Origin of the sequence: Microbacterium sp. BH-3-3-3, from assembly GCF_007679045.1 — a bacterium.
GTDB classification, from domain to species: Bacteria; Actinomycetota; Actinomycetes; order Actinomycetales; family Microbacteriaceae; genus Microbacterium; species Microbacterium algihabitans.
The window spans coordinates 354,772-378,527 of record NZ_VEFS01000003.1; the positions used below are offsets into that span (position 1 = coordinate 354,772).

At 70.4% G+C, this 23,756-nt stretch carries 21 protein-coding genes and 1 pseudogene; 3 read left to right on the plus strand and 19 right to left on the minus strand.

Annotation, left to right across the window (positions count from 1 at the left end; all coding sequences use genetic code 11):
- Positions 1 to 16 precede the first annotated feature (16 nt).
- The 15 genes from FS769_RS12000 to lepA form a co-directional block, all read right to left on the minus strand.
- Positions 17 to 805 (minus strand): methyltransferase domain-containing protein, encoded by a 789-nt coding sequence (locus tag FS769_RS12000; RefSeq protein ID WP_144833686.1) that lies wholly within the window; start codon positions 803 to 805, stop codon positions 17 to 19.
- Between the two features lie 23 nt (positions 806 to 828).
- Complete coding sequence (gene leuA, locus FS769_RS12005) at positions 829 to 2,589, minus strand: 2-isopropylmalate synthase (protein ID WP_144833688.1); 1,761 nt, start codon at positions 2,587 to 2,589, stop codon at positions 829 to 831.
- Positions 2,590 to 2,727: 138 nt separating this feature from the next.
- Entirely contained in the window at positions 2,728 to 3,327 is a 600-nt protein-coding gene (locus FS769_RS12010; protein WP_222121701.1) for a GNAT family N-acetyltransferase, read from the minus strand.
- On the minus strand, positions 3,324 to 4,271 hold the full coding sequence (locus FS769_RS12015) for an NADP-dependent oxidoreductase (RefSeq protein WP_144833690.1): 948 nt from the start codon (positions 4,269 to 4,271) through the stop codon (positions 3,324 to 3,326). Before FS769_RS12015 ends, FS769_RS12010 begins: the two co-directional genes overlap by 4 nt.
- A 70-nt stretch (positions 4,272 to 4,341) precedes the next feature.
- Positions 4,342 to 5,235 carry a GTPase Era gene (era, locus tag FS769_RS12020; protein WP_144833692.1) on the minus strand — a complete coding sequence of 298 codons (894 nt, stop codon included), beginning with the start codon at positions 5,233 to 5,235 and terminating at the stop codon, positions 4,342 to 4,344.
- Complete coding sequence (locus FS769_RS12025) at positions 5,232 to 6,542, minus strand: hemolysin family protein (protein WP_144833694.1); 1,311 nt, start codon at positions 6,540 to 6,542, stop codon at positions 5,232 to 5,234. Before FS769_RS12025 ends, era begins: the two co-directional genes overlap by 4 nt.
- Positions 6,539 to 7,006, minus strand: coding sequence for an rRNA maturation RNase YbeY (ybeY, locus tag FS769_RS12030; RefSeq protein ID WP_144833696.1), 468 nt, complete (start codon positions 7,004 to 7,006; stop codon positions 6,539 to 6,541). Before ybeY ends, FS769_RS12025 begins: the two co-directional genes overlap by 4 nt.
- Complete coding sequence (locus FS769_RS12035) at positions 7,003 to 8,028, minus strand: PhoH family protein (protein WP_260979754.1); 1,026 nt, start codon at positions 8,026 to 8,028, stop codon at positions 7,003 to 7,005. Before FS769_RS12035 ends, ybeY begins: the two co-directional genes overlap by 4 nt.
- Before the next feature lie 49 nt (positions 8,029 to 8,077).
- Entirely contained in the window at positions 8,078 to 8,425 is a 348-nt protein-coding gene (locus FS769_RS12040; RefSeq protein WP_056232343.1) for an HIT domain-containing protein, read from the minus strand.
- 292 nt (positions 8,426 to 8,717) lie between these two features.
- Positions 8,718 to 9,452: a 16S rRNA (uracil(1498)-N(3))-methyltransferase gene (locus tag FS769_RS12045; RefSeq protein WP_144833700.1), complete on the minus strand. Its 735-nt coding sequence runs from the start codon at positions 9,450 to 9,452 to the stop codon at positions 8,718 to 8,720.
- Between the two features lie 2 nt (positions 9,453 to 9,454).
- The gene (gene dnaJ / locus FS769_RS12050) at positions 9,455 to 10,579 is read right to left on the minus strand and encodes a molecular chaperone DnaJ (protein ID WP_144833702.1); all 1,125 of its coding nucleotides are present in this window, start codon (positions 10,577 to 10,579) and stop codon (positions 9,455 to 9,457) included.
- Between the two features lie 61 nt (positions 10,580 to 10,640).
- Entirely contained in the window at positions 10,641 to 11,681 is a 1,041-nt protein-coding gene (gene hrcA / locus FS769_RS12055) for a heat-inducible transcriptional repressor HrcA (RefSeq protein WP_144833705.1), read from the minus strand.
- Positions 11,682 to 11,794: 113 nt separating this feature from the next.
- Positions 11,795 to 13,012, minus strand: a complete 1,218-nt coding sequence (gene hemW, locus FS769_RS12060) for a radical SAM family heme chaperone HemW (protein ID WP_144833706.1) — start codon at positions 13,010 to 13,012, stop codon at positions 11,795 to 11,797.
- Entirely contained in the window at positions 13,012 to 13,656 is a 645-nt protein-coding gene (locus tag FS769_RS12065; protein ID WP_144833709.1) for a DUF1990 family protein, read from the minus strand. The genes hemW and FS769_RS12065 overlap by 1 nt, the downstream gene beginning before the upstream one ends.
- A gap of 25 nt (positions 13,657 to 13,681) precedes the next feature.
- The gene (lepA, locus tag FS769_RS12070; RefSeq protein ID WP_144833711.1) at positions 13,682 to 15,526 is read right to left on the minus strand and encodes a translation elongation factor 4; all 1,845 of its coding nucleotides are present in this window, start codon (positions 15,524 to 15,526) and stop codon (positions 13,682 to 13,684) included.
- Between the two features lie 87 nt (positions 15,527 to 15,613).
- On the opposite strand from lepA, the gene FS769_RS12075 reads away from it, so the two are divergent.
- The gene (locus FS769_RS12075) at positions 15,614 to 16,339 is read left to right on the plus strand and encodes an alpha/beta fold hydrolase (protein WP_144833713.1); all 726 of its coding nucleotides are present in this window, start codon (positions 15,614 to 15,616) and stop codon (positions 16,337 to 16,339) included.
- Between the two features lie 115 nt (positions 16,340 to 16,454).
- Positions 16,455 to 16,715 carry a 30S ribosomal protein S20 gene (gene rpsT, locus FS769_RS12080; protein ID WP_144833715.1) on the plus strand — a complete coding sequence of 87 codons (261 nt, stop codon included), beginning with the start codon at positions 16,455 to 16,457 and terminating at the stop codon, positions 16,713 to 16,715.
- A gap of 167 nt (positions 16,716 to 16,882) precedes the next feature.
- On the opposite strand, the gene holA is transcribed toward rpsT, so the two are convergent.
- Both holA and FS769_RS17100 read right to left on the minus strand, forming a co-directional pair.
- Positions 16,883 to 17,920: a DNA polymerase III subunit delta gene (gene holA / locus FS769_RS12085; protein ID WP_144833717.1), complete on the minus strand. Its 1,038-nt coding sequence runs from the start codon at positions 17,918 to 17,920 to the stop codon at positions 16,883 to 16,885.
- A gap of 649 nt (positions 17,921 to 18,569) precedes the next feature.
- Positions 18,570 to 19,880: pseudogene (locus FS769_RS17100) on the minus strand (ComEC/Rec2 family competence protein); the annotation flags it as partial.
- Between FS769_RS17100 and FS769_RS17105 the strand changes: the two are divergent.
- Entirely contained in the window at positions 19,791 to 20,216 is a 426-nt protein-coding gene (locus FS769_RS17105) for a hypothetical protein (protein WP_260979752.1), read from the plus strand. The pseudogene FS769_RS17100 and the gene FS769_RS17105 overlap by 90 nt on opposite strands.
- A gap of 122 nt (positions 20,217 to 20,338) precedes the next feature.
- Here FS769_RS17105 and FS769_RS12095 read toward each other — a convergent pair whose 3' ends face one another.
- Entirely contained in the window at positions 20,339 to 20,956 is a 618-nt protein-coding gene (locus tag FS769_RS12095; protein ID WP_230704695.1) for a helix-hairpin-helix domain-containing protein, read from the minus strand.
- Positions 20,957 to 21,123: 167 nt separating this feature from the next.
- Positions 21,124 to 23,697, minus strand: a complete 2,574-nt coding sequence (leuS, locus tag FS769_RS12100) for a leucine--tRNA ligase (RefSeq protein ID WP_144833719.1) — start codon at positions 23,695 to 23,697, stop codon at positions 21,124 to 21,126.
- Positions 23,698 to 23,756 lie beyond the last annotated feature (59 nt).

Here is a 23,756-nt window from a genome sequence, read left to right on the forward strand (position 1 = left end):
TCGACGCCCCCTCGCGTCACCAGCGGGCGAGAACCTCGCCGTGCGGCAGCAGGATCCATCCGTCGGGGTGCGCGGCCCACTCGCGCCACGCGTCCGAGATGCGCTGCAACTGCGCGTCGTCGGCGAGACCGAGCCGCTTCGCATGCCCGGCGAACGCCGAGGCGAGCACGCGGTCGGCCCACATGCCGCCCCACCACGCGCGCTTTTCGGGCGTGTCGAACACCCACACGCTCGCGCTCGCCTCGATGCGGGTGAAGCCCGCCTCGCGCGCCCACGCCTTGAGACGCCGACCCGCATCGGGCTCGCCCGACGACCCGCGGTGCACGCCGTGATAAATCTCGAGCCAGTCGTCGAGGGCGGGGATGAGCGGATGCCAGATCACCCCGCCGTAGTCGACGTCGCGCACCGCGACGAGGCCGTCCGGCCCGGCGACGCGGCGGAACTCCCGCAGCGCGTCGACCGGCCGCTCGAGGTGCTGCAGCACCTGGTGGGCGTGCACGACGTCGAACGAGGCGTCGGGCACGTCGAGGGCGTAGGCGTCACCCGTGCGGAAGGTCACGTTCGTGCGCTCCCCCGCGGCGGCGCGGGCCACCTCGACGACGTCGGACGCGGCATCCACCCCGACGACCTCTCCCGGGAAGACCCGGTCGGCGAGGTCGACGGTGATGGAGCCGGGGCCGGCACCCACATCGAGGATGCGGGTGCCGGCGGACAACGAAGACACCAGGTAGGCCGCCGAGTCGGCGACGGTGCGTACCGCGTGGGAACGCAGCACGCTCTCGTGGTGTCCGTGGGCGTAGGCCACGGTCGTCTTCTTTTCGGTGCGGGTCAGACGCCGGCCAGGGCGCCCGAGTCCTGACGGGTGCGGATCGCGCGGTTGACGCCCGACACGATCGCCTTGAGCGACGCGGTCGAGATGTCACCGTCGATGCCGACGCCCCACAGGCGCTGGTCGTCGACCTGCAGCTCGACATAGGCGGCCGCCTGCGCGTCGCCGCCCGAGCTGAGAGCGTGCTCGACGTAGTCGTACAGAGTCACATCGAACCCCTGCGCGCGCACGATCTCGAGGAAGGCTGCGACGGGACCGTTGCCAACGGCCGAAGCCGGGTGCGTGGTGTCGCCGTCGCGCAGCGACACGTCGAGGTGCACGTCGCCCGACATGTCGCTCGACGAGCGCGTCGACAGCAGCTCGAAGCGGCCCCAGCGCTGGTCGTCGACCGTCGAGGGCAGGTACTCGTCGTTGAAGATGTCCCAGATCTGCGCGCTCGAGACCTCGCCGCCCTCGGCGTCGGTGCGGGCCTGCACGACACCCGAGAACTCGATCTGGAGTTTGCGAGGCAGGTCGATCGCGTGGTCGGCCTTCAGCAGGTAGGCGACGCCGCCCTTGCCCGACTGCGAGTTGACGCGGATGACGGCCTCGTACGACCGGCCCAGGTCTTTCGGGTCGATCGGCAGGTACGGAACCGCCCACTCGATCTCGTCGACGGTCTTGCCCTCGGCGGCCGCGCGGGCTTCCATCGCCTCGAAGCCCTTCTTGATGGCGTCCTGGTGCGACCCGCTGAAAGCGGTGAAGACGAGGTCGCCGGCCCAGGGGCTGCGCTCGGGAACCGGCAGCTGGTTGCAGTACTCGACGGTGCGCTTGACCTGATCGATGTCGCTGAAGTCGATCTGCGGGTCGATGCCCTGCGTCAGCAGGTTGACGCCCAGGGCGACCAGGTCGACGTTGCCCGTGCGCTCACCGTTGCCGAACAGGCAGCCCTCGATGCGGTCGGCCCCGGCCATGTAGCCCAGCTCCGCGGCGGCCACGGCGGTGCCGCGATCGTTGTGCGGGTGCAGCGACAGGATGACGTTCTCGCGGTGGTTCAGGTGACGCGACATCCACTCGATCGAGTCGGCGTAGACGTTGGGAGTGGCCATCTCGACCGTGGCGGGCAGGTTCAGGATGACCTTGCGCTCGGGGGTCGGCTCGAAGACCTCGAGCACCTCGTTGCAGATGCGCAGGGCGAACTCGAGCTCGGTTCCCGTGTAACTCTCGGGCGAGTACTCGTAGTAGACCTCGGTCTGGGGAATCGTCGCCTCGTACTTCTTGCACAGGCGCGCGCCCTCGAGCGCGATGTCGACGATGCCCTGCTCGTCGGTGCGGAACACGACCTCGCGCTGCAGCACGCTCGTGGAGTTGTACAGGTGCACGATGGCCTGCTTGGCGCCGGCGATCGCCTCATAGGTGCGGGCGATCAGGTGCTCGCGCGCCTGCGTCAGCACCTGGATGGTGACGTCGTCGGGGATCAGGTTCTCGTCGATGAGCTGACGGACGAAGTCGAAGTCGGTCTGGCTCGCGCTCGGGAACCCGACCTCGATCTCCTTGTAGCCCATCTTGACCAGCAGGTCGAACATGACCCGCTTACGCTCGGGGCTCATCGGGTCGATCAGCGCCTGGTTGCCGTCGCGCAGGTCGACGGCGCACCAGCGGGGTGCGACCTCGATGCGCTTGGACGGCCACGTGCGATCGGGCAGGCCGACCCGGATCTGCTCGTGGAAGGGACGGTACTTGTGCACCGGAGCGGACGTGGGCTTCTGGGTGTTCTTCATGATGTGTCGCTTCTTTAGATTCGTTCGGTGGGGCCGACGACGATCTCCGCGACGAGGAAGGCCCTTAGATCGAGGACTCGTCGCGGCAACTAAGAAGAAGCTGGCCACCGAAGCGCATGCAGCGATCGTAGCAGTCCCTCACGAGGCGCTCCGTCGGGCGGCCGCCCACTCGTGGTCGAGCACGGCGTACACGAGCAGGTCGCTCCAGCGGCCCTTGAACCACTCCTTCTCGACGAAGTGCGCTTCGCGTCGCATGCCGAGGCGCTCGGCGAGGGCCGTGGAACGGAGGTTGTCGGCGTCGATCTGTGCGACGAGCCGGCGCAGGCCGTACACCTCGAAGGCCGTGTCGATGAGCGCGCGCACCGCTTCGGTCGCCAGGCCCTGACCGGATGCCGCGGGGCTGACGACCCAGCCCACCTCGGCCGACCCGGCCTCGGCGTCGAGGTGGAAGAGCACGAGGTCGCCGATCACCGCGCCATCGTCGACGCGCTCGATCACGAGCATCACGCCGCCACGCTCGCCCTCGAGACTCGTCCCGCCCATCAGATGGCCGTTGCGGTGCCGGATGTCGTCGGGGGTCTGCGGCTGGAACGGGAGGTAGCGGCACACCTCGGCGTCACCGCGGTACGTCGCCATGGCGTCGAGGTCGCGCTCTTCGAACGGGCGCAGGCGCACCCGCTCGCGGGTCACCTCGAGGGTCTCGGGCGCCGGCGGGAGGACGAACGGCGACGCGCTCACGGCAGCAGGGCGACCTTGCCGCCCGGGTGGCCGTCCATGACGAACCGCACGGCCTCGACGGCCTCGTCGAGCGGGTAGGTGCGCGCGACGGGCACCTCGAGGGCTCCGGATGCCGCGAGCTCCAGCACCCGCGCACGCGCGATGTCGCGAAAGCGGGCGCTCTCGGGCCGTGCCCCGGCGATCCAGAGGAACCCGTCGGCCTTCGCGCGCTCGGGATCGACGATCGTCACGATGCGGTCGCGCTCCGCCACGAGGGCGAGCGAGACGTCGATGGCCTCGTCGGTGCCCACGGCGTCCCACGCGGCGGCGATCGGAGCGCCCTCGCCCGCCTCTTCGACGCGCTCGCGCAGGCCGTCACCGTAGGCCACCGGGATGCCGCCGTAGCGACGGACGCGTTCGGCCGAGTCCTCGGCATCCGGACCCACCGTGCCGATCACGCGGACGCCGAGCTCGCGCGCCTGCTGCAGGAGGCTCACACCCACCGCGCCGGAGGCGGCGTGCAACAGCACCGTCTCGCCCTCGGTGACGCGGGTGACCTGGATCATCTCGGCCGCGGTGGTGCCCGCGAGCAGGAGGTTCGCCGCCTCGGGGTGAGAGAGGGCCGCGGGCTTGGCGAACACGTCGCGGGCCGGAACCGTGATGTCGGTCGCGTAGGCGCCCTGCACGCGGAAAGCGACGACCTCATCGCCGACCGTCAGCTCACCGGAGCCGCCGAGGGCATCGGGGCCGACGGCCGTGACCTCGCCCGAGAGCTCGTAGCCGATCGGCACGGGGAACTCGGCGCCGGGACGCGCCGAGGCGACGTGCTTCGCGTCGGCCGGGTTGACGCCCGCCGCGTGGACGCGGATCGTGACCTCGCCCGAGCCGGGGGCCGCGACCTCGACCTCGTCGAAGCTCCACTGATCGATGGGCCCGGGAGCCGGAGCCGTCCACCTCTTCGCCATGGTCACGCCTTTCGTTTCGGGTCGTCGCCGCTGAGCGTAGCCCCCGGCGTCGGATGTCCTGCGGAAGCGCTCAGAAGCCGAGGCGCCCCAGCTGCTTCGGATCGCGCTGCCACTCCTTGGCCACGCGGACGTGGAGCGAGAGGTAGACGCGGCCGCCGACGAGCGGCTCGATGCCGGCGCGTGCGCGGGCTCCGACATCGGCGAGGCGCGAGCCCTTCTTGCCGATGATGATCGCCTTCTGGCTGTCGCGCTCGACGACGATGTTGGCCCACACGTCGGTGAGGTCGCTGTCTTCGCGCTTGGCCACGTCGTCGACGGTCACCGCGATCGAGTGCGGCAGCTCGTCGCGCACGCCGTGCAGGGCGGCTTCGCGGATCATCTCGGCGATGCGGTCTTCGAGCGTCTCGTCGGTCGTGACGTCGTCGGCGTAGAGGGCGGGGCCCACGGGCATGAGCGCGAGGAGCTCGTCGCTCAACACGTCGAGCTGATCGTTCGTCACGGCCGAGAGCGGGATGACCGCCGCCCAGTCCTCGCGCAACGCGTCGACCTCGACGAGGCGCTCGGTGATCTGATCACGCGTCGCGGCATCGGTCTTCGTCACCAGGGCGACCTTCTTCGCACGCGGGTAGCCCGAGAGCGACTCGGCGATGCGGCGATCGCCGGGGCCGACCTTTTCGGTCGCCGGGGCGCAGAACGCGATCACGTCGACGTCGCCGAGCACCTGCTCGACGAGGTCGTTGAGTCGCTGCCCCAGCAGGGTGCGGGGACGGTGGATGCCAGGGGTGTCGACCACCACGAGCTGGCCGCCCGGACGGTTGACGATGCCGCGGATGGCGCGGCGGGTCGTCTGCGGCTTCTCGCTGGTGATGGCGACCTTCTCGCCCACGAGGGCGTTGGTCAGCGTGGACTTGCCGACGTTCGGCCGGCCCACGAAGGTCACGAAACCGGATCGGGTGTCGGTCATCTGTCGTTCCTCTCACGCGACGAGGCGTCGGCCTCGGCGTCTTCATCGTCCATCGTCTCAGCCCGCTCCACGATCACCGTCGCGATTCCGCGGTTGCGGCCGCGCGAGGCTCCACCGGTCATGATGAGGCCGTCGTGCTCGGCGGTGGCTCCGGGCTGCGGGATGCGGCCGAGGGCCTTGCCCAGCAGACCGCCGATCGAGTCGACCTCCTCGTCGTCGAGCTCGAGGCCGAACAGGTCGCCGACCTCGTCGAGGCCCAGACGCGCATTCACGCGATAGCGGCCGTCGGGCAGTTCCACGACCTCGGTCGAGGGGGCGTCGTATTCGTCGGCGATCTCGCCCACGAGCTCTTCGATGAGGTCTTCGAGGGTCACGAGGCCCGCGACGCCGCCGTATTCGTCGACGACGAGGCACACGTGCACCGCGTCTTTCTTCATCTGCTGCAGCAGGGTCTCTGCCTTCATCGACTCGGGCACGAACACGGCGGGGCGTGCGATGCGGCGGATCGGCGCGTCGCGCCACCCCGCCTCGTCGCGGAAACCGAACTGCACCAGGTCTTTCAGGTACAGCACGCCCACGACGTCGTCGGCCTCGTCGTCGGTGAGGGGCACGCGCGACACGCCCTTCTCGAGGAACAGTGCGAGTGCCTCGCGGGACGAGGCCGCGGCATCCACGCTCACCATGTCGATGCGCGGCACCATCACCTCACGCACGTACGTGTCGGTGAAGTCGAACACCGAGTGGATGAGCTCGCGATCGTCTTCTTCGATGAGCTCGTTCTCGGTGGCCTCGTCGATGATGCTGAGCAGCTGCTCCTCCGACGCGAACGAGGTCGAGTGCGGAACGCCCGGGGTCACCCGGTTGCCCACCGCCACGAGGCCGTGGGCGAGCGGGCCGAGCAGAATGCGCATGCCGCGGATCACCGGAGACGCCCCGCGCAGCAGGCCGCGCGCGTGCTGGCGACCCACCGACCGGGGGCTCGCTCCGACCGCGACGAACGACATGCCCGTCATGAGAACGGCCGCGGTGATCACCGCGAGCCAGATGTTGTCGAAGATGAGCATGAAGGCGGCCGTGACGAGCACCGCGGCCGTCGTCTCGGCGAGAACGCGGATGAAGACCACCGCCGTCACGTGCGCGCTGGGGTCATCGGCGATGCGGCGCAGCGAGCGCGCGTTGCGCCCCGAAGAGCCGAGCTCGAGCAGGTCGGTGCGCGAGGTCACGCCCAGCGCCGCCTCGGAGGCCGCCATGAGACCGCCGAAGGCCACCAGCAGCAGTGCCGCGACGAGCAGCAGTGCTTCGGTCATGCGCGGCGTTGACGCTCGACGGCCTGGAAGCCGGTGATCAGTTCGCGCTGCAGGCCGAACATCTCGCGTTCTTCGTCGGGCTCGGCGTGGTCGAATCCGAGCAGGTGGAGCAGCCCGTGCGTGGTGAGCAGGATCAGCTCGTCGAGCGTGGAGTGCTTGGCGGCGACGGCCTGCGTCTCGGCCACCGCCGGGCACAGCACGATGTCGCCGAGCAGACCCGCGGGGGTCGGAGCGTCTTCGGATCCCGGACGCAGCTCGTCCATCGGGAAGCTCAGCACGTCGGTGGGGCCGGGCTCGTCCATCCACTGCACGTGGAGGGACTCCATGGCGCCCTCGTCGACGAGCACGATGGCCACGTCGGCGTCGGGGCTGACGTGCAGCTCCTGAAGGTTGTACTCCATGAGGCGCAGCAGCACCTGTTCGTCGACCTGGTGGTCGGATTCGTTGTTGATCTCGATCGTCATGAGCGGTTTCGTCTCGGGAGGTGATCGCGGGGACCGGCGGCACCGGGGCCGCGTCGCTCCGCACGGGTGGCGAATTCGGAGGCCTCGTCGCGCTCGCGTCGAGCGGCCAGACGCTTCTCGTCGTATTCGCTGTACGCGTCGACGATGCGCCCGACGAGGTTGTGGCGCACGACGTCGTCGCTGGTGAGGCGCGAGAAGTGGATGTCGTCGATGTCGTCGAGCACACGCGTCACCAGACGAAGACCGGACGCGCCCTGCGGCAGGTCGACCTGGGTGATGTCGCCGGTGACGACCATGCGGGTGCCGGAGCCGAGGCGCGTGAGGAACATCTTCATCTGCTCGGGCGTGGTGTTCTGCGCCTCGTCGAGCACGACGAACGAGTCGTTCAGCGTGCGCCCGCGCATGTAGGCCAGCGGTGCGACCTCGATCGTGCCCGTCGCCATGAGCTTGGGGACGATCTCGGGGTCCATCATCTCGTTCAGCGCGTCGTAGAGCGGCCGCAGGTAGGGGTCGATCTTGTCGGTGAGCGTGCCGGGGAGGAACCCGAGCCGCTCCCCCGCCTCGACGGCGGGACGCGTGAGGATGATGCGCGTGACCTCTTTGCGCTGCAGCGCCTGCACGGCCTTGGCCATCGCGAGATAGGTCTTGCCGGTACCAGCGGGGCCGATGCCGAACACGATCGTGTTCTCGTCGATCGCGTCGACGTACTCCTTCTGGCCCGCGGTCTTGGGCCGGATGGTCTTTCCGCGCGACGACAGGATCGCCTCGCCCATGACCTCGGACGGACGGGGTCCGCCGTCGGAGCGCAGCATCCGGTTCGAGCTGGTCACGTCGGCCGGGTCGAGGCCGTGACCCGAGCGGGTCATGCTGAGCAGCTCGTCGACGAGGCCGCGGGCGGCGCGTACCGCGTCGGGCGTGCCCGAGAGCGTGATCTCGTTGCCGCGCACGTGCACGTCGACGTCGGGGTGCTCCTTCTCGACCACGCGCAGCAGGCGGTCCTGCGGGCCGAGCAGTTGCACCATGGCCACGCCGTCGACCTCGATGCGGTCGGAGACGGTTTCTTCGGGGGAATCAGCCACCCAGGCTCTTTTCGTTCAGGCCACCCGCGAGGACGTGGGCGTGCACATGGAAGACGGTCTGACCGGCGCCCTCGCCGGTGTTGAAGATCAGACGGAAGTCGCCGTCGGAGTGCTCCGCGGCGACGGAGTTCGCGAGGCCGATGACCTCGGTGAGCAGGTCGGGGTCTCCCGCGGCGAGTTCGACGACGTTGCGGTACTGCTGCGTCTTGGGGATCACCAGCAGGTGCACCGGCGCCTGCGGCGCGATGTCGCGGATCGCGAAGGCGTTCTCGGTCTCGGCGACGATCTCGGCGGGGATCTCGCCCTGCAGGATGCGCGTGAAGATCGACGGTTCGCTCATGGCATCCAGTCTAGTGAGGGCCTCCGACATCGAGGCGGGGCCGTTGCGCCGATGCGCGGCGCGTGGCTTCCTCGCGCGGTTCGGGGCGGATTCCGTCGTTCGGGGCGCAGAATTCACGCCCCGATATGCGGAATCCGCCCCAAACCGGGAGATGAGAGAGCCGGGCGCCGACACCGCTGGTTCGGGGCGGGATCTGTTTTGCGGGGCGCACAATTCACGCCCCGACATGCGGAATCCGCCCTGAACCGGAGAGAGGACCGCGAACCGCCGAGATCGCGAGCGGAGGGTCGGGTCACCAGCGCCCGTGCGCCGCCGAGAGCACCGAGATCGCCGCGGCACCCGCGGTCGAGGTGCGCAGCACCGTGTCGCCCAGTCGCACGAGTCGAGCGCCGGCGTCGGCCAATGCCGAAAGCTCCTCGGGTGCGATGCCCCCCTCGGGGCCGACCACGAGCACGACGTCGCGCCCGTCGGAGGCTTCCGCCGCGACGGACGTGAGACGGTCGGATGCCGAGGGCTCCAGCACCAGCACGAGCGAGGTCTCGGCGAGACGCACGAGGTCGGCCGTGCGGGCCACCGTCTCGACCTCGGGGATCCACGCCCGGTGCGCCTGCTTGGCCGCCTCGCGAACGATCGTGCGCCAGCGGGCGAGGCCCTTGTCGGCCTTCGCATCCCACCGCGAGACGCTGCGCGACGCCTGCCACGGCACGATCGCGTCGACGCCGAGCTCGGTCGCCGCCTGCACGGCGAGCTCGTCGCGGTCGCCCTTGGCCAGCGCCTGCACGAGAACGAAGCGCGGCGACGGCGCGGGTACGACCTCGCGGCCGGTCACCCGCACCTCGACCTGCTTCGGCGACGCCGCGGTGACGACGCCCGACAGCCAGGCTCCGCGGCCGTCGCCGAGCGTCACCGCCTCATCGACGCGCACGCGACGCACGGCGGCGGCGTGGTGCGCCTCGGATCCGGTGAGCTCGACGGTGTCGCCAGGCTGGGCGCCACCCGCCTCGTCGGTGACGAAGTGCAGCGCCACGGTCAGTGCCGGAAGCGGTCGCGGAACTTGCTGAACATGCCCTGCTGGTGCTCGGCCAGGCGCGGCTTGGGAGCCTTGGTGCGCTTGGCGAACTCCTCGATGAGGGCGCGGTCGCGGTTGTCGAGGCGCGTGGGCGTCACCACGTGCACGCCGACCTTGAGGTCGCCGCGCTGGGTGCCGCGCAGCGGGGTGATTCCGCGGCCCTTGATAGTCAGCACGTCGCCCGACTGCACGCCGGGGCGCACTTCGAGGTCGACGCTTCCGTCGAGGGACTCGATCGTCGCGTTTGCTCCGAGGATGGCATCCGGCATCGACACCTCGAGGGTTGCGACGAGGTCGTCGCCCTCGCGGCTGAACGCCTCGTGAGCCTCGACGGTGATCTCGAGGTAGAGGTCGCCGTTGGGTCCGCCCGCGGGGCCGACCTCACCCGAACCGGGCAGCTGCAGGCGCAGGCCCGACTCGACGCCGGCGGGGATGTCGACCGAGACCGTGCGGCGCGCGCGCACGCGGCCCTGGCCCTGGCACGTTCCGCAGGGGTACGGGATCGTCGTGCCGTGGCCCTGGCACACGGTGCAGGGGGCGCTGGTGACGACGTTGCCGAGCAGGCTGCGCACGGTGCGCTGCACGTGACCTGAGCCGTGGCAGATGTCGCAGGTGACCTCGCTCGTGCCGGGCTGCGTGCACGCGCCCTTGCAGGTCTCGCACAGCACCGCCGTGTCGACCTCGAGGTCGCGGTGGGCGCCGAAGACGACGTCGCCGAGCTGGAGCGTGACGCGCACGAGGGCGTCCTGTCCGCGCTCCCGGCGCGAGCGCGGACGGGGACCGCGACCGCCGCCGCCCGCTTGCGCGCCGCCGAAGAACGTCTCGAAGATGTCGCTGAAGCCGCCGAAGCCGGCTGCTCCCCCGCCACCGAACGGGCTCTGGTCGCCGCCCATGTCGTAGCGGCGGCGCTGCTCGGGGTCGCTCAGCACGTCGTAGGCGTGCGTGACGAGCTTGAAGCGCTCGGAGGCGTCTTCTCCCGGGTTGACGTCGGGGTGCAACTGGCGCGCCAGACGGCGGTACGCCTTCTTGATGTCTTCGGGGCTGGCGTCGCGTTCGACACCCAGGACCTCGTAGTGGTCAGCCACAATCGCCTTCCTGCCCGCTCACGCGGGGTTGTTCTCTTTGGGGTGCTCGATCTCTCGAAAGTCAACGAGAGCTGTCGTCGTCTTCGAGCATCCGGGTCAGATAGTGCGCGACGGCACGGACCGCCGCGAGGTTCGAGGAGTAGTCCATGCGCATGGGACCCAGGAGTCCGACGCGCGCGCCTCCGCTGGAGCCGTCGTAGCGGCTGGCGAGCACCGAGGCCTCGACGAGGCCGAACGGCTCGTTCTCCCGCCCGATGCTGGCCGACAGGCCCTGCTCGTCGGCGACCATCTCGCTCATGAGGCGCAGCAGCGTCACCTGCTCTTCGATGGCCTCGAGCAGCGGGTAGATGCTGCCGCGGAAGTCCTGCTCGCGCTTGGCGAGCGTCGCGGCACCGGCCATGACGAGGCGATCCTGCCGGAACTCCTCGAGTTCTTCGCCGACCACGCGCAGCACGGCGTCGGCGAGGGCGTCGACGACGACCCCGGGGCGGGGGCCGTCGGCCAGGGCCGCGGCCACCTGCTGGGAGCTGTCGGCGACGCTGCGGCCAACCAGCAGACCGCTCACGCGGGCCCGCAGCTGGGTGACGTCGGCCTCGCTCGGCTCGACGGGCACGAACGAGATGCGCTGCGAGACACGGCCGGTGTCGGTCACGAGGATCACCAGCACGCGGGGGCCGCCGAGGGCGACGAGCTCGACGTGCGAGACGTTGGCCCGCGCGAACGAGGGGTACTGCACGATCGCGACCTGACCGGTCAGTTGGGTGAGTGCGCGCACCGTGCGGGCGAGGAGGTCGTCGAGGTCGCCGGCCTCGTCGAGGAACGACGTGATGGCGCTGCGCTGTGCACCCGAGAGCGGACGGAGCTCGGCGAGGTGGTCGACGAACACGCGGTAGCCCTTGTCGGTGGGCACGCGCCCCGACGAGGTGTGCGGGGCGACGATGAGGTCTTCGTCTTCGAGCAGGGCCATGTCGTTGCGGATCGTCGCGGCCGACACCCCGAAGGCGTGGCGCTCGACGATGGCTTTGCTGCCGACCGGCTCACGCGTGTCGACGTAGTCCTGCACGATCGCGCGGAGCACCTGAAGGCCACGTTCCGACACCATGCGATGCTCCTCCCGTCTGGCACTCGCGTCTCTTGAGTGCCAATTCTACGGGATAGCCCCGACACTGCGCCGGGCGGCTCGCGGAGGCCGCCGCGGGAGCGCCCGCGCGACGCTCAGACCGTGAGCGCCCGCACCACGGCGTCGGCGAGCAGGCGTCCGCGCCGGGTCAGCACGATGCGCCCGCGCACGGCATCCGCCCCCTCGATCAACCCGTCGGCGATGAGCGCGGCGACATTCTTGCGGCCCTCGCCGAGGATCTCCGACACCGCCAGACCCTCGCGGATGCGGCTGCGCAGCAGCACCGACTCCAGCCGACGCGCGGTCTCGTCGGGGCGCTCCCGCGCGGCCGCGGGCGACTCGACGGCGGCGAGGCGTTGGGCGTAGGCGGCGGGGTGCTTGACGTTCCACCAGCGCAGCCCCGCGACGTGGCTGTGCGCGCCCGGCCCGAAGCCCCACCAGTCGGTCCCCCGCCAGTACGCGAGGTTGTGGCGCGAGCGGTGCTCGACGCCGCGCGACCAGTTCGACACCTCGTACCAGTCGTAGCCGGCGGCGGCGAGCAGGTCGTCGGCGAGCTCGTACATGTCGGCCTGCAGGTCGTCGGAGGGCTCAGCGACCACGCCGGAGCGGATCTGGCGAGCGAGCTTGGTGCCGTCCTCGACGATCAGCGCGTAGGCCGAGATGTGGTCGGGTTCAAGGGCCGTGGCCGCCTCGAGAGAGGCGCGCCAGTCGTCGAGCGACTCCCCCGGCGCGCCGTAGATGAGGTCGAGCGAGACGTCGAGACCCGCGCGTCGGGCCGCGGCGACGGCCGTGGCCACGTTGGCGGGATCGTGCGTGCGGTCGAGGGCGGCGAGCACGTGCGGCCGGGCCGACTGCATGCCGATCGACAGGCGGTTCACGCCGGCGTCGGCGAGGGTGCGCGCCATGGCGTCGTCGACCGTGTCGGGGTTGGCCTCGACCGTGACCTCGGCGTCGTCGCGGATGCCGAACTCCCCGCGCACCGCGTCGAGCATGCGCGCCAGATCCCCCGGCGGCAGCAGGGTGGGCGTGCCTCCCCCGAAGAAGACGGTGGATGCCGAGCGGCGACCGCCCGCGGCATCCATCACTGCCCCCGCCAGACGTACCTCGGCGTTCAGCGTGTCGGCGAAGTCGTCTTGCCGGGCGCCGCGCAACTCACTGGCGCTGTAGGTGTTGAAGTCGCAGTACCCGCACCGCACGCGGCAGAACGGCACGTGCAGATAGACACCGAAGTCGGCGGTGGGGTCGATCTCGAGGTCGGCGGGCAGGCGTCCGTCGGCGGGGGCCGGGTCTCCGAGCGGGAGCGGACCGCCCATCAGGACGAGTACAGCGGCGAGATCGCGCGCAGGTAGCGAGCGAACAGCGCCTTGCGCCGACGGCGCACGCGGCTCGTGAACAGGCGGTACGACGGGGCCGTGGGCCGGTCGAAGGCGCGCACGACGAACCACACCTCGTCGTTGTCGCGCCACTCGACCGCGAACAGCTCCTCGCCGCTGACGATCGAGTGTCCGACGGTGCCGAGGATGAAGCCGACACGACGGGGCTCTTCGAAGACCGAGATCACGCGCAGCTCGGCATCGGCGCGGTGGCCGTCGACCTTGCCGTGCAGACGGACTCCGGCGCCGGGGCTGACGAACGGGGTGCCGTCGGCGGCGAAGCGCTGCTCGGCCTCGAGGCTCGAGGGGGCCACGGGGGCACCGTCAGCGTCGAAACCCACCCCCGAGTACCCCGCGTTGGCCGCGGGGCGCACGTCGGTGATGCTCAGTTCTCCGGTGCGCAGCGGCGCCCACGACAGCAGCAGCTCGCCGGCGGCGGCGAAGCGCTCTTCGCCGCTGCCGATGCGCCACGAGTCCTCGGCCGGCACGGAGTGCTCGGGCGGGTACTGCATGAGGTCGTGCGCCTGGGTGGCGCCGACGGCTGCGTAGTCGACCGTGTCATCGGTGAAACTCTGCCTGCGCATGGCTCACCCCTCTCGGTGTGGTGCGTTACTTCTTGGTCTCGACGTCGCCCGACAGGGCGGCGATGAACGCCTCCTGCGGCACCTCGACACGGCCCACCATCTTCATGCGCTTCTTGCCCTCTTTCTGCTTTTCGAGGAGCTTGCGCTTTCGGGTGATGTCACCGCCGTAGCACTTGGCGAGGACGTCCTTGCGGATCGCGCGGATCGTCTCGCGCGCGATGATGCGCGCGCCGATCGCGGCCTGGATGGGCACTTCGAACTGCTGGCGCGGGATGAGCTTGCGCAGACGCTCGGCCATGAGCGTGCCGTAGGCGTAAGCCTTCTCGCGGTGCACGATCGAGCTGAACGCGTCGACCTTGTCGCCCTGCAGCAGGATGTCGACCTTGACCAGGTCGGCGGTCTGCTGGCCGGCGGGTTCGTAATCGAGGCTCGCGTAGCCCTGCGTGCGGCTCTTGAGGTGGTCGAAGAAGTCGAACACGATCTCGCCGAGGGGCATGTGGTAGCGGAGCTCCACGCGGTCTTCGCTGAGGTACTCCATGCCCAGCAGGGTGCCGCGACGCGTCTGGCAGAGCTCCATCACGGTACCGACGTAGTCCTTGGGCAGCAGGATGCCGACCTTGACGATCGGCTCCGACACCGAGGCGACGCGACCGTCGGGGTATTCGCTGGGGTTGGTGACCGAGACCGTCTCGCCGGTGTCGGTGGTGACCTCGTAGGTCACCGAGGGAGCGGTGGTGATGAGGTCGAGGTCGAACTCGCGCGACAGGCGCTCGGTGATGATCTCGAGGTGCAGCAGACCGAGGAAGCCGCAGCGGAAACCGAAGCCCAGGGCGACCGAGGTCTCGGGCTCGTACTGCAGCGACGCGTCGGAGAGCTTGAGCTTGTCGAGCGCTTCGCGCAGCTCGGCGTAGTCGCTGCCGTCGATCGGATAGATGCCCGAGAAGACCATGGGCTTGGGGTCGGTGTACCCGGGCAGCGCTTCGGTCGCGGGCTTGCGGTGCGTGGTGATCGTGTCGCCGACCTTCGACTGGCGCACGTCTTTCACGCCCGTGATGAGGTAGCCGACCTCGCCCACGCCGAGACCCTTGGTCGGAACCGGCTCGGGGCTCGAGACGCCGATCTCGAGGGCCTCGTGCGTCGCCCCCGTCGACATCATCTGCAGGCGCTCGCGCGGCTGCAACGACCCGTCGATCATGCGGACGTAGGTGACGACGCCGCGGTAAGCGTCGTACACGGAGTCGAAGATCATCGCGCGGGCCGGGGCGTCGGCCGTGCCGACGGGGGCGGGGATCTTCTCGACGATGAGGTCGAGCAGCTCCTCGACGCCCATGCCGGTCTTGCCGCTGACGCGCAGCACGTCGGCGGGGTCGCCGCCGATGAGGCCGGCGAGCTCGGCGGCGTACTTGTCGGGGTCGGCGGCGGGAAGATCGATCTTGTTCAGCACCGGGATGATCGTCAGATCGTTCTCGAGCGCGAGGTAGAGATTGGCGAGGGTCTGCGCCTCGATGCCCTGAGCCGCGTCGACGAGCAGGATCGCTCCCTCGCACGCCGCCAGCGACCGGCTGACCTCGTAGGTGAAGTCGACGTGACCGGGCGTGTCGATCATGTTCAGGGCGAACGTGCCGTCACTGGTGGACCACGGCATCCGCACCGCCTGCGACTTGATCGTGATACCGCGTTCGCGCTCGATGTCCATGCGGTCGAGATACTGCGCGCGCATATCGCGGTCGCTGACGACGCCGGTGATCTGCAGCATGCGGTCGGCCAACGTCGACTTGCCGTGGTCGATGTGAGCGATGATGCAGAAGTTGCGGATCTGCTCCGGCGGAGTGGCAGACGGCTCGAGGGGCTTCAGGGCGCGCGGTGACATGTTCCGTCGATTCTACGGTGGTGCGCCGACATCGCCGTCCGCGAGCGCTCAGGCTCTCGGCATCCGGAGCCTTTTACAGTGGATGCCATGACGGTCCAGGTCGTGCTCGTGCACGGCATCCGCACGTCGGCGACCATGTGGCGCGCGCAGGTCGCGTACCTGGAAGAACGCGGCACCCCCGTCACCGCCGTCGACCTGCCGGGGCACGGAACCCGCCGCGGCGAGGAGTTCACGCTCGACGAGGCGTTCGCGACGATCGATCGGGCGGTTCGGGATGCCGCCTCCCGCGGCCCCGTGCTGCTCGTCGGGCACTCGATGGGCGGTCTGCTGTCGATCGCCTACACCGGGAGCCAGGACGCTCCCCCGGTCGCGGGTTTCGTGGCGGCATCCTGCACCTCTCTCCCCCGCGGGATCGGACTCGCCGCCTACCGTTTCCTCGCCCGACGGTTCGACAGCCTGCCCGACCGCGGCCTCGGCCTCACCAATCGGGTGCTCGACCGCACGCTCCCTGCCGAGACGCGCCCGGATTTCGGAGCCGGCGGCTACGCGTTCGACGCGCAAGACACCGCTCTCGCGTCGCTGTCGGTGCTCGATCTTCTGACGGCGCTGCGCCGGATCGACGTGCCGCTCTGGTTCGTCAACGGGCAGTGGGACCAGCTGCGCATGAACGAGAAGCTGTTCACCACGATCGCTCCGGATGCCGAGCTCATCGTCGTCCCGCGCACGACCCACCTCGTGACGGCGATGCGGCCGCGCGTCTTCAACGCCGTGCTGAACGTGGCGCTCACAACGGTCGAAGCCTCGACCTGTTAGACTCGCTTCTTGGCTTGCGTGTGGGGTTTTTCCCGACCTCCACGATCGCCGGTGCAGCGCCCCTCTACCGCTCGCCCGGCACTTCCAACACTCACTCAAACGAAAGACCGTCGACGTGGCGAATATCAAGTCGCAGATCAAGCGCAACAAGACCAACGAGAAGGCGCGCGAGCGCAACAAGGCCGTCAAGAGCGAGCTGCGCACGCACGTGCGTCGCACCCGCGAGGCCGTGCTGGCCGGAGACAAGGCGGCCGCCGAGAAGGCGCTCGTCACCGCCGGCAAGAAGCTCGACAAGGCCGTGAGCAAGGGTGTCATCCACCAGAACCAGGCCGCGAACCGCAAGTCGGCCATCGCGAAGCAGGTCGCCGCTCTCTGAGCCGCAGCTCTTTTCGACAGCCCGTCCCGCACTGCGCGGGGCGGGCTTCGTCGTTTCCGGGGTGGTCGCGGCTGTGCCCGACGGCGGGACTTTTCATCGACACGCCGACGCTGGCCGGCAGTCGACCGGCGTGGACCGTCTGAGGCGGGGCCGGGCCGCCGTCGCGATCAGTCGCCGAAGGGCGCGCGGGTGGCGATGATCGTGATCATGCGTTCGAGCGCGAACACGGCGTCGCGCGAGGCGCCCTTGACCTCGGCGTCGGCGCGGGCGGTGGCGTGGATCGCCATGCCGAGGGTGTTGCCGGTCCAGCCGACGAGGTCGCGCCGCGCGCGGTCGACCTGCCAGTCCTTCATGCCGAGTCGCTGAGCGAGCATCGACGACGACTCGCGGCTGCCGGCGACACGGGCCATCGTGCGCAGCTTCATCGCGACGGCGGCGACGAGCGGCACGGGGTCGGCTCCGGATGCCAGGGCGTGACGCAGCGCGAGCAGTGCGGGCCCGTAGTGGCCGGCGATGGCGGTGTCGGCGACGGTGAACGCCGAGGTCTCGACGCGACCGCCGTAGTACCGCTCGACGATGCGTTCGTCGATGTCGCCCGGGACGTCGGCGATGAGCTGCTGGCACGCCGCGGCGAGTTCGGTGAGGTCGTCGGCGAAGGCCGAGACGAGCGAGCGCAGGGCGACCGGCGCGATGCGCTTGCCCGCGGTCTTGAACTCGCCGACGGCGAAGTCGAACCGGTCGGAGTCGCGCTTGACGGCGGGGCACGCGATCTCGATGCCGCCGCCCTGGCCCGCGCGGATGCCGTCGAGCAGCTTCTTCCCGCGCACGCTCGCCCCGGTGTGGCGCAGCACGACGGTCGCGCCCTCTTGCGTCTGCGAGAGATACGAGACGGCTTCGCTGAGGAAGGTGTCGCTGCACTTCTCGACGCCGGTGACGCGCACGAGCCGCGGCTCGCCGAACAGCGACGGGGAGGTGACGGAGAGCAGGGTGCCCGCGGTGTAGTCGTCGGCGCGGATGTCGGTGACCTCGAGGCTGGGGTCTTCGCTCTTGAGCATTGCGCGGATGCCGGCCGTCGCGCGCTCGGCGCACACCTCTTCGGGACCCGAGACGAGCACGATCGGTGCGGGCTGCGGACTGCGCCACGATACCTGCGGAATGGCCGACTTCGCCTTGGCGGGGGCGGAGCGTCGGGGAGCCGGAGTCACTCCCCCAGCCTACCGACCGCCTCCGACATCGGCCGTCGGGCGGAGGCGACGATGACCGACGCCGGGCGCCTCCACCCCGCGCTCGGGGCACCGGCATGGCCGCAGCAGGGACGACGGCCGGGGCCTTCTCCCGCCACATCGTCAGGCGCCCGTCAGCGTCGAGCCACACCGCCAGCGCGCCATCCTGATCCGTCCGACCCGCCGTCGCTCCGATCGAGGTCAGGATGCCGAGGAGCTTCGCGGTCGGGTGTCCGTAGCTGTTGTCCGCTCCCACGCCGATGAGCCCGACCCGCGGGTGGAGTTCGCGGTAGAGCTCCGCATCCTGATCGGCGCTGCCGTGGTGCGAGACCTTGACCACGTCGACGCGGGGCACGGCGAGCCGCCGGCGGAGGTCGGCCTGCGACTGCTCGCCGAGGTCGCCGAGCAGCGCGGTGCGGGGGAAGCCCGGCCCGACGACGTCGAGGGTGACGCTGGCGTCGTTACCGGGTTCGGCGCGGGGCGGAGGGCCGAGCGCCTGCCACCGGGTCGAGCCGATGGTGCCCGTCAGACCGATCGACGCGGATTGCAGGCGGGAGCCCGCCGCGGCGAAGCGTTCGAGCAGCCGCTGATCCGCCGCTTCGCCCGGAGGGCCGTGCAGGACGACCGCAGCTCGACCGATCAGCGCCCCGGAGCCGCCGACGTGGTCGAGGTCGAAGTGCGTGAGCACGAGCAGATCGACCCGGTCGATGCCGAAGGTGGTGAGGCAGCGATCCATCGCGGCGGGCTCCGGACCGGTGTCGACGAGGGCGACCGCCTCGCCGGATCTCCAGAGCGTCGCGTCGCCTTGGCCGACGTCGCACATCGCGACCTGCCATGCGCTGGGCACCGTGAGCGGGCCGCCGACGGTGCGCACGGTGGTCTGCCCGAGCACCAGGCCGACCACCACGGCCATCGCCGCCGACGACAGCGCCGTGAGGCGCGGGAGTCGTCGCGGTCGCAGGATCGCGATGCTCACCGCCGCACCCACGGCGGCGAGCAGGGCGGCACCGAGCAGACCGTCGGGCCACGGCAGGTTCTGCGCTGAGACGGCGGTCGTTGTGTGGGCGACCGCGGCGATCCATGCGGCGGGGATCCACGCGAGAGCGGTGAGTCCATCGCGCAGCCAGGTGAAGGGCGCGATGCACGCCAGTGCTCCCGCGATGGTGGCCGGAGCGGCCGCCGGATCGGCCACGAGGTTCGCGGCGATCCCCAGCAGTGGCACGTGCGGATCGATCAGCACGATCAGCGGGCCGCAGACGAGTTGGGCCGACGTGGGCACGGCGAGTCCGAGAGCCAAGGCACGCGGCATCCACCGCTCCAACCCGCCCGCGAGGGGCCGCGCGAGCACCAGGAGGGCAGCGGTGGCGCCCGCCGACAAGGCGAAGCCGAGCGAACGCGCGAGCCACGGATCGATGACGAGCAACGCCGTCACGGCCGCCGAGAGCACCGCGATGCCGACCGCGGGCCGCCCGAGGGCCAGAGCGAGCATCGCGACGACGGCCATCGCCGCGGCCCGCACGACGCTCGGTTCGGGGGTGACCAGGGCCACGAAGGCGACCAGCACGACGGTTGCACCGACCACGCGCACTCCACGCGAGGCACCGCAGAGTGCGAGCAACGCGAACGCCGCGCCCACCACGATCGCGCAGTTCGCGCCCGAGACGGCCGTCAGGTGCGACAGCGATGCCGCGTTCATGGCCGCCTCCGTCGACGGATCGAGGCTGGAGGTGTCACCGACGGCCAGACCCGGTACCAGTCCTGCGCCGGGCTGCGGGAGTCCGCGCGTCGAGGCGACCAGCCCGTCTCGCAGCCCCTCGAAGGACGCCCATAGCCCTTCCGGAGGCCGCACATCGTGCACCTCGTTCGCGCGCACCACGAGCACCGCCCGTTCCGCGGGGTCGGCCGCGATGCCGCGCCCGACGACGCCGACCTCTCCCCCCATGCCCGTGCCCGCGAGCGCTGCGCGTCCCTCGGCGTCGACCATCACGCGCACGGGCACGCCTCCGCTCAGCGAGACCGGCCCCGCGCGCACCTCTGCCGCGATCGCATCGAACCACGCTCCCCCGTCGGGAGTGCCGTCGATGCGTCCCGCGACGGTGACGTCGAGCTCGAGCTGCCGCCCGCCCTCGGTCTGCAGGGCCGCGACGTGATCGCGCACGGGCGCGACGGATGCCACGGCTCCCGCCGCCGCCCCGGCGCAGGCGAGGGCCACGGCCACCACGCCGACGACGGCCCGCCGCCGCCACACGAAGACGCCTGTGGCGACGAGCGCGCCTGAGGCGAGCACGAGGGCGAGCACCTCGGCATCCGGAACGCCCACCACCACCCCGGCGGCGACCCAGGTCAGGGCGGCCACCGAGACCGAGCGGAGCGCCCGCCCCCGCACCGCTCTCCGCGCGCTCATACGCGCACCAGATCGCGGATGCCGTCGAGCATCTTCTGCCCGATTCCCGGCACCGACAGCAGGTCGTCGACGCTGGTGAAGCGTCCGTTCTGCTCGCGCCACGCGATGATGCGATCCGCGATCGCCGGCCCCACGCGCGGGAGGGTGTCGAGTTGATCGCGGGTGGCAGTGTTGAGGTCGAGTACGCCTCCGGCCGCACCCCCGCCCGAGCCACCCGCCGTCGGCGCGGCGGTCTCGGCCCCGATCACGGGCACCACGATCTGCTCGCCGTCGGCGACCGGGCGGGCGAGGTTCACCCCGTCACGTGCGGCCTCGTCGGAGAAGCCGCCCGCGCGGGCGATCGCGTCGGCCACGCGGTCTCCCGCGTCGAGGCGGTAGAGCCCCGGCTTGCGCACCGCGCCGGCGACGTGGACGTACAGTCCGGCCTCCGCGGGCAGCAGCGACGCCGCCGACGACGACGGCTGGGGAGCGACCACCTCGGCTCCGGTCGCTCCACGGAACATGCCGATCGCGATGGTCACGGCGAATGCGAGCAACACCAGCACGATGACCCCGCCGATCCCGAGGCGCGTGCGCGCGCGCAACCGCTCGTCGGGCTCGGTCTCGTCCGTCACGCTGCCACGGTAGGGAGGGGCCGGAGGGCGTCGTGGGGCGAGTTCGGTCAGATGGGGAGAACCCGGAGCGATCGGCCGCTGGGGAGGAGCCCCGCCCCCGAAAACCCCGGATGCCACGTCCCCCGCACTCCGCAGAGCGTCGGGGACGTGGCATCCGGAATCAGAACCTACTTCGTCGAGAAGCTGACCACCTTGGGCGGGCGCACGACAGCGCGCACGATCTCGCGGTCGCCGAGGGCGCGGAGCACCTTCTCATCGGCGCGGGCCATCGCTTCGAGCTCGTCGGCGCCGATCTTGGCCGAGACCTCGAGCGTGCCGCGCACCTTTCCGTCGATCTGCACCACGGCGGTGACGGTGTCTTCGACCAGCAGCGTCGGGTCGGCCTGACGCCAGGTCGCGAGCCCCACGAAGCCGGTGTAGCCGAGCGTCTGCCACATCTCCTCTGCGGTGTGCGGGGCGAACAGGTCGAGGGTCATCGCGATGACCTCGGCCGCCTCGCGCACGGCGGGGTCGCTCGCTCCGGGCTTGCCGTCGATCGCCTTGCGGGTGGCGTTGACCAGCTCCATCAGGCGCGCGACGACGACGTTGAACTTCGTCTGCTCGATGAGGTTCGCGGCGTCGGCCAGCAGGCGGTGCGTGACGCGGCGGAGGGTCTTGTCGCCCTCGGCCCAGACCACGTCGGTCTCGCTGTCGACGTCGTGCGCGATGCGCAGCGCACGGGCCAGGAACTTCGCCGCACCCGTGGTCGAGACGTCGTTCCAGTCCTTGTCGTCTTCCACGGGACCCGCGAAGGCCAGGGCCACGCGCAGGGCGTCGGCGCCGTGGGCGTCGAGCTCCTCCTGGAACAGCACGAGGTTGCCCTTGCTCTTCGACATCTTGGTGCCGTCGAGGATGACCATGCCCTGGTTGATCAGGCTCGAGAAGGGCTCGGTGAACTCCACCAGGCCCATGTCGAACAGCGCCTTCGTGATGAAGCGCGCGTACAGCAGGTGCAGGATCGCGTGCTCGACGCCGCCGATGTAGAAGTCGACCGGGCCCCACTTCGAGGCCTCGCGGCCCGAGAACGCCTCGGTCTCGCTGTTCGGCGAGAGGAAGCGCAGGTAGTACCACGAGCTGTCGACGAAGGTGTCCATCGTGTCGGGGTCGCGCAGCAGCGTCTGGCCCGTCTCGGGGTCGGTGACCTGCACCCATTCGGTGGCGGCGCCCAGGGGCGAGGTGCCCTTGGGCTTCAGGTCGAGACCCTCGACCGAGGGCAGCGTGACCGGCAGCTGGTCGGCGGGGACCGGCGTGATCGAGCCGTCCTCCCCGTGCAGCATGGGGATGGGCGTGCCCCAGTAGCGCTGGCGCGAGATGAGCCAGTCGCGCAGGCGGTAGGTCTTGGCCGCGCGGCCGACGCCCTTCGCCTCGAGCTCTTCGATCATGCGGGTGATCGCGTGGCGCTTGCTCAGGCCGTTCAGCGTGCCGGAGTTGATCAGGCGTCCCTCACCGGTCAGCGCGATGCCGGTCTTGACCGGGTCGAGCTCGTCGAGGTCGCCGAGCGGATCGATCGGCACGCCGTCGGCGTCGAGCTCGATCACCGGGATCGCGCCGGTGACGGGCGCGTTGGTGTCGACGACGACCTTGACGGGCAGGTCGAACGCGCGGGCGAAGTCGAGGTCGCGCTGGTCGTGCGCGGGCACGGCCATGACCGCGCCGTGACCGTAGTCGGCCAGCACGTAGTCGGCGGCCCAGATGGGCAGCTTCTCGCCGTTGACCGGGTTGATCGCGTAGTGACCGAGGAACACGCCGGTCTTCGGGCGGTCAGTCGCCTGACGCTCGATGTCGGTCGCGCGCTGCACCTGGGCGAGGTAGGCCTCGAAGCTCTCGCGCACGCCCTGATCGGCGGATGCCGCGAGCTCGGCGGCCAGGTCGGACTCCGGGGCCACGACGAAGAACGTGGCGCCGTGCAGGGTGTCGGGGCGCGTGGAGAAGACCGTGATCTTCTCGTCGCGGCCCTCGATCTCGAACTCGATGTCGGCGCCGACGGAGCGGCCGATCCAGTTGCGCTGCATCTGGATGACCTTGCTCGGCCAGAAACCCTCGAGCTGGTTGAGGTCGTCGAGCAGGCGGTCGGCGTAGTCGGTGATGCGCAGGAACCACTGCGTCAGCTTCTTCTTGACCACGACCGCGCCGCTGCGCTCGCTCGTGCCGTCGGGCAGCACCTGCTCGTTCGCGAGCACGGTCTGATCGACCGGGTCCCAGTTGACGAGGGCGTCCTTGCGGTAGGCCAGGCCCTTCTCGTACAGCTTCTGGAACAGCCACTGGTTCCAGCGGTAGTACTCGGGGTCGCTCGTGTGCAGCACGCGGCTCCAGTCGAACGAGACGCCGTAGTCCTTCAGGCTCTCCTTCTGCTGGGCGATGTTCGCGTAGGTCCACTCGACCGGGTCGGCGCCGCGCTTGATGGCGGCGTTCTCGGCGGGCAGGCCGAACGAGTCCCACCCGATGGGGTTGAGCACGTTGTAGCCGCGGTGACGCCAGAAGCGGGCCACGATGTCGGAGTAGAGGTAGTTCTCGGCGTGCCCCATGTGCAGGTCGCCCGAGGGGTAGGGGAACATCGCGAGCACGTACTTGCGGGGGCGCTTGTCGTCGTCGCCGCCGGCGCGGAACGGGTCTTTCTCGGCCCAAGCCTGCTGCCACTTCGCCTGGATGGCGTGGGTGTCGAAGCCCCCCTCGCGGGGGTCTGGTGCGGTGTTCTGAGACACGGGTGAAGCCAATCGTGAAGGTCGGGAGGCCGCGGGGGCCAACCTCCAGGCTATCGGAC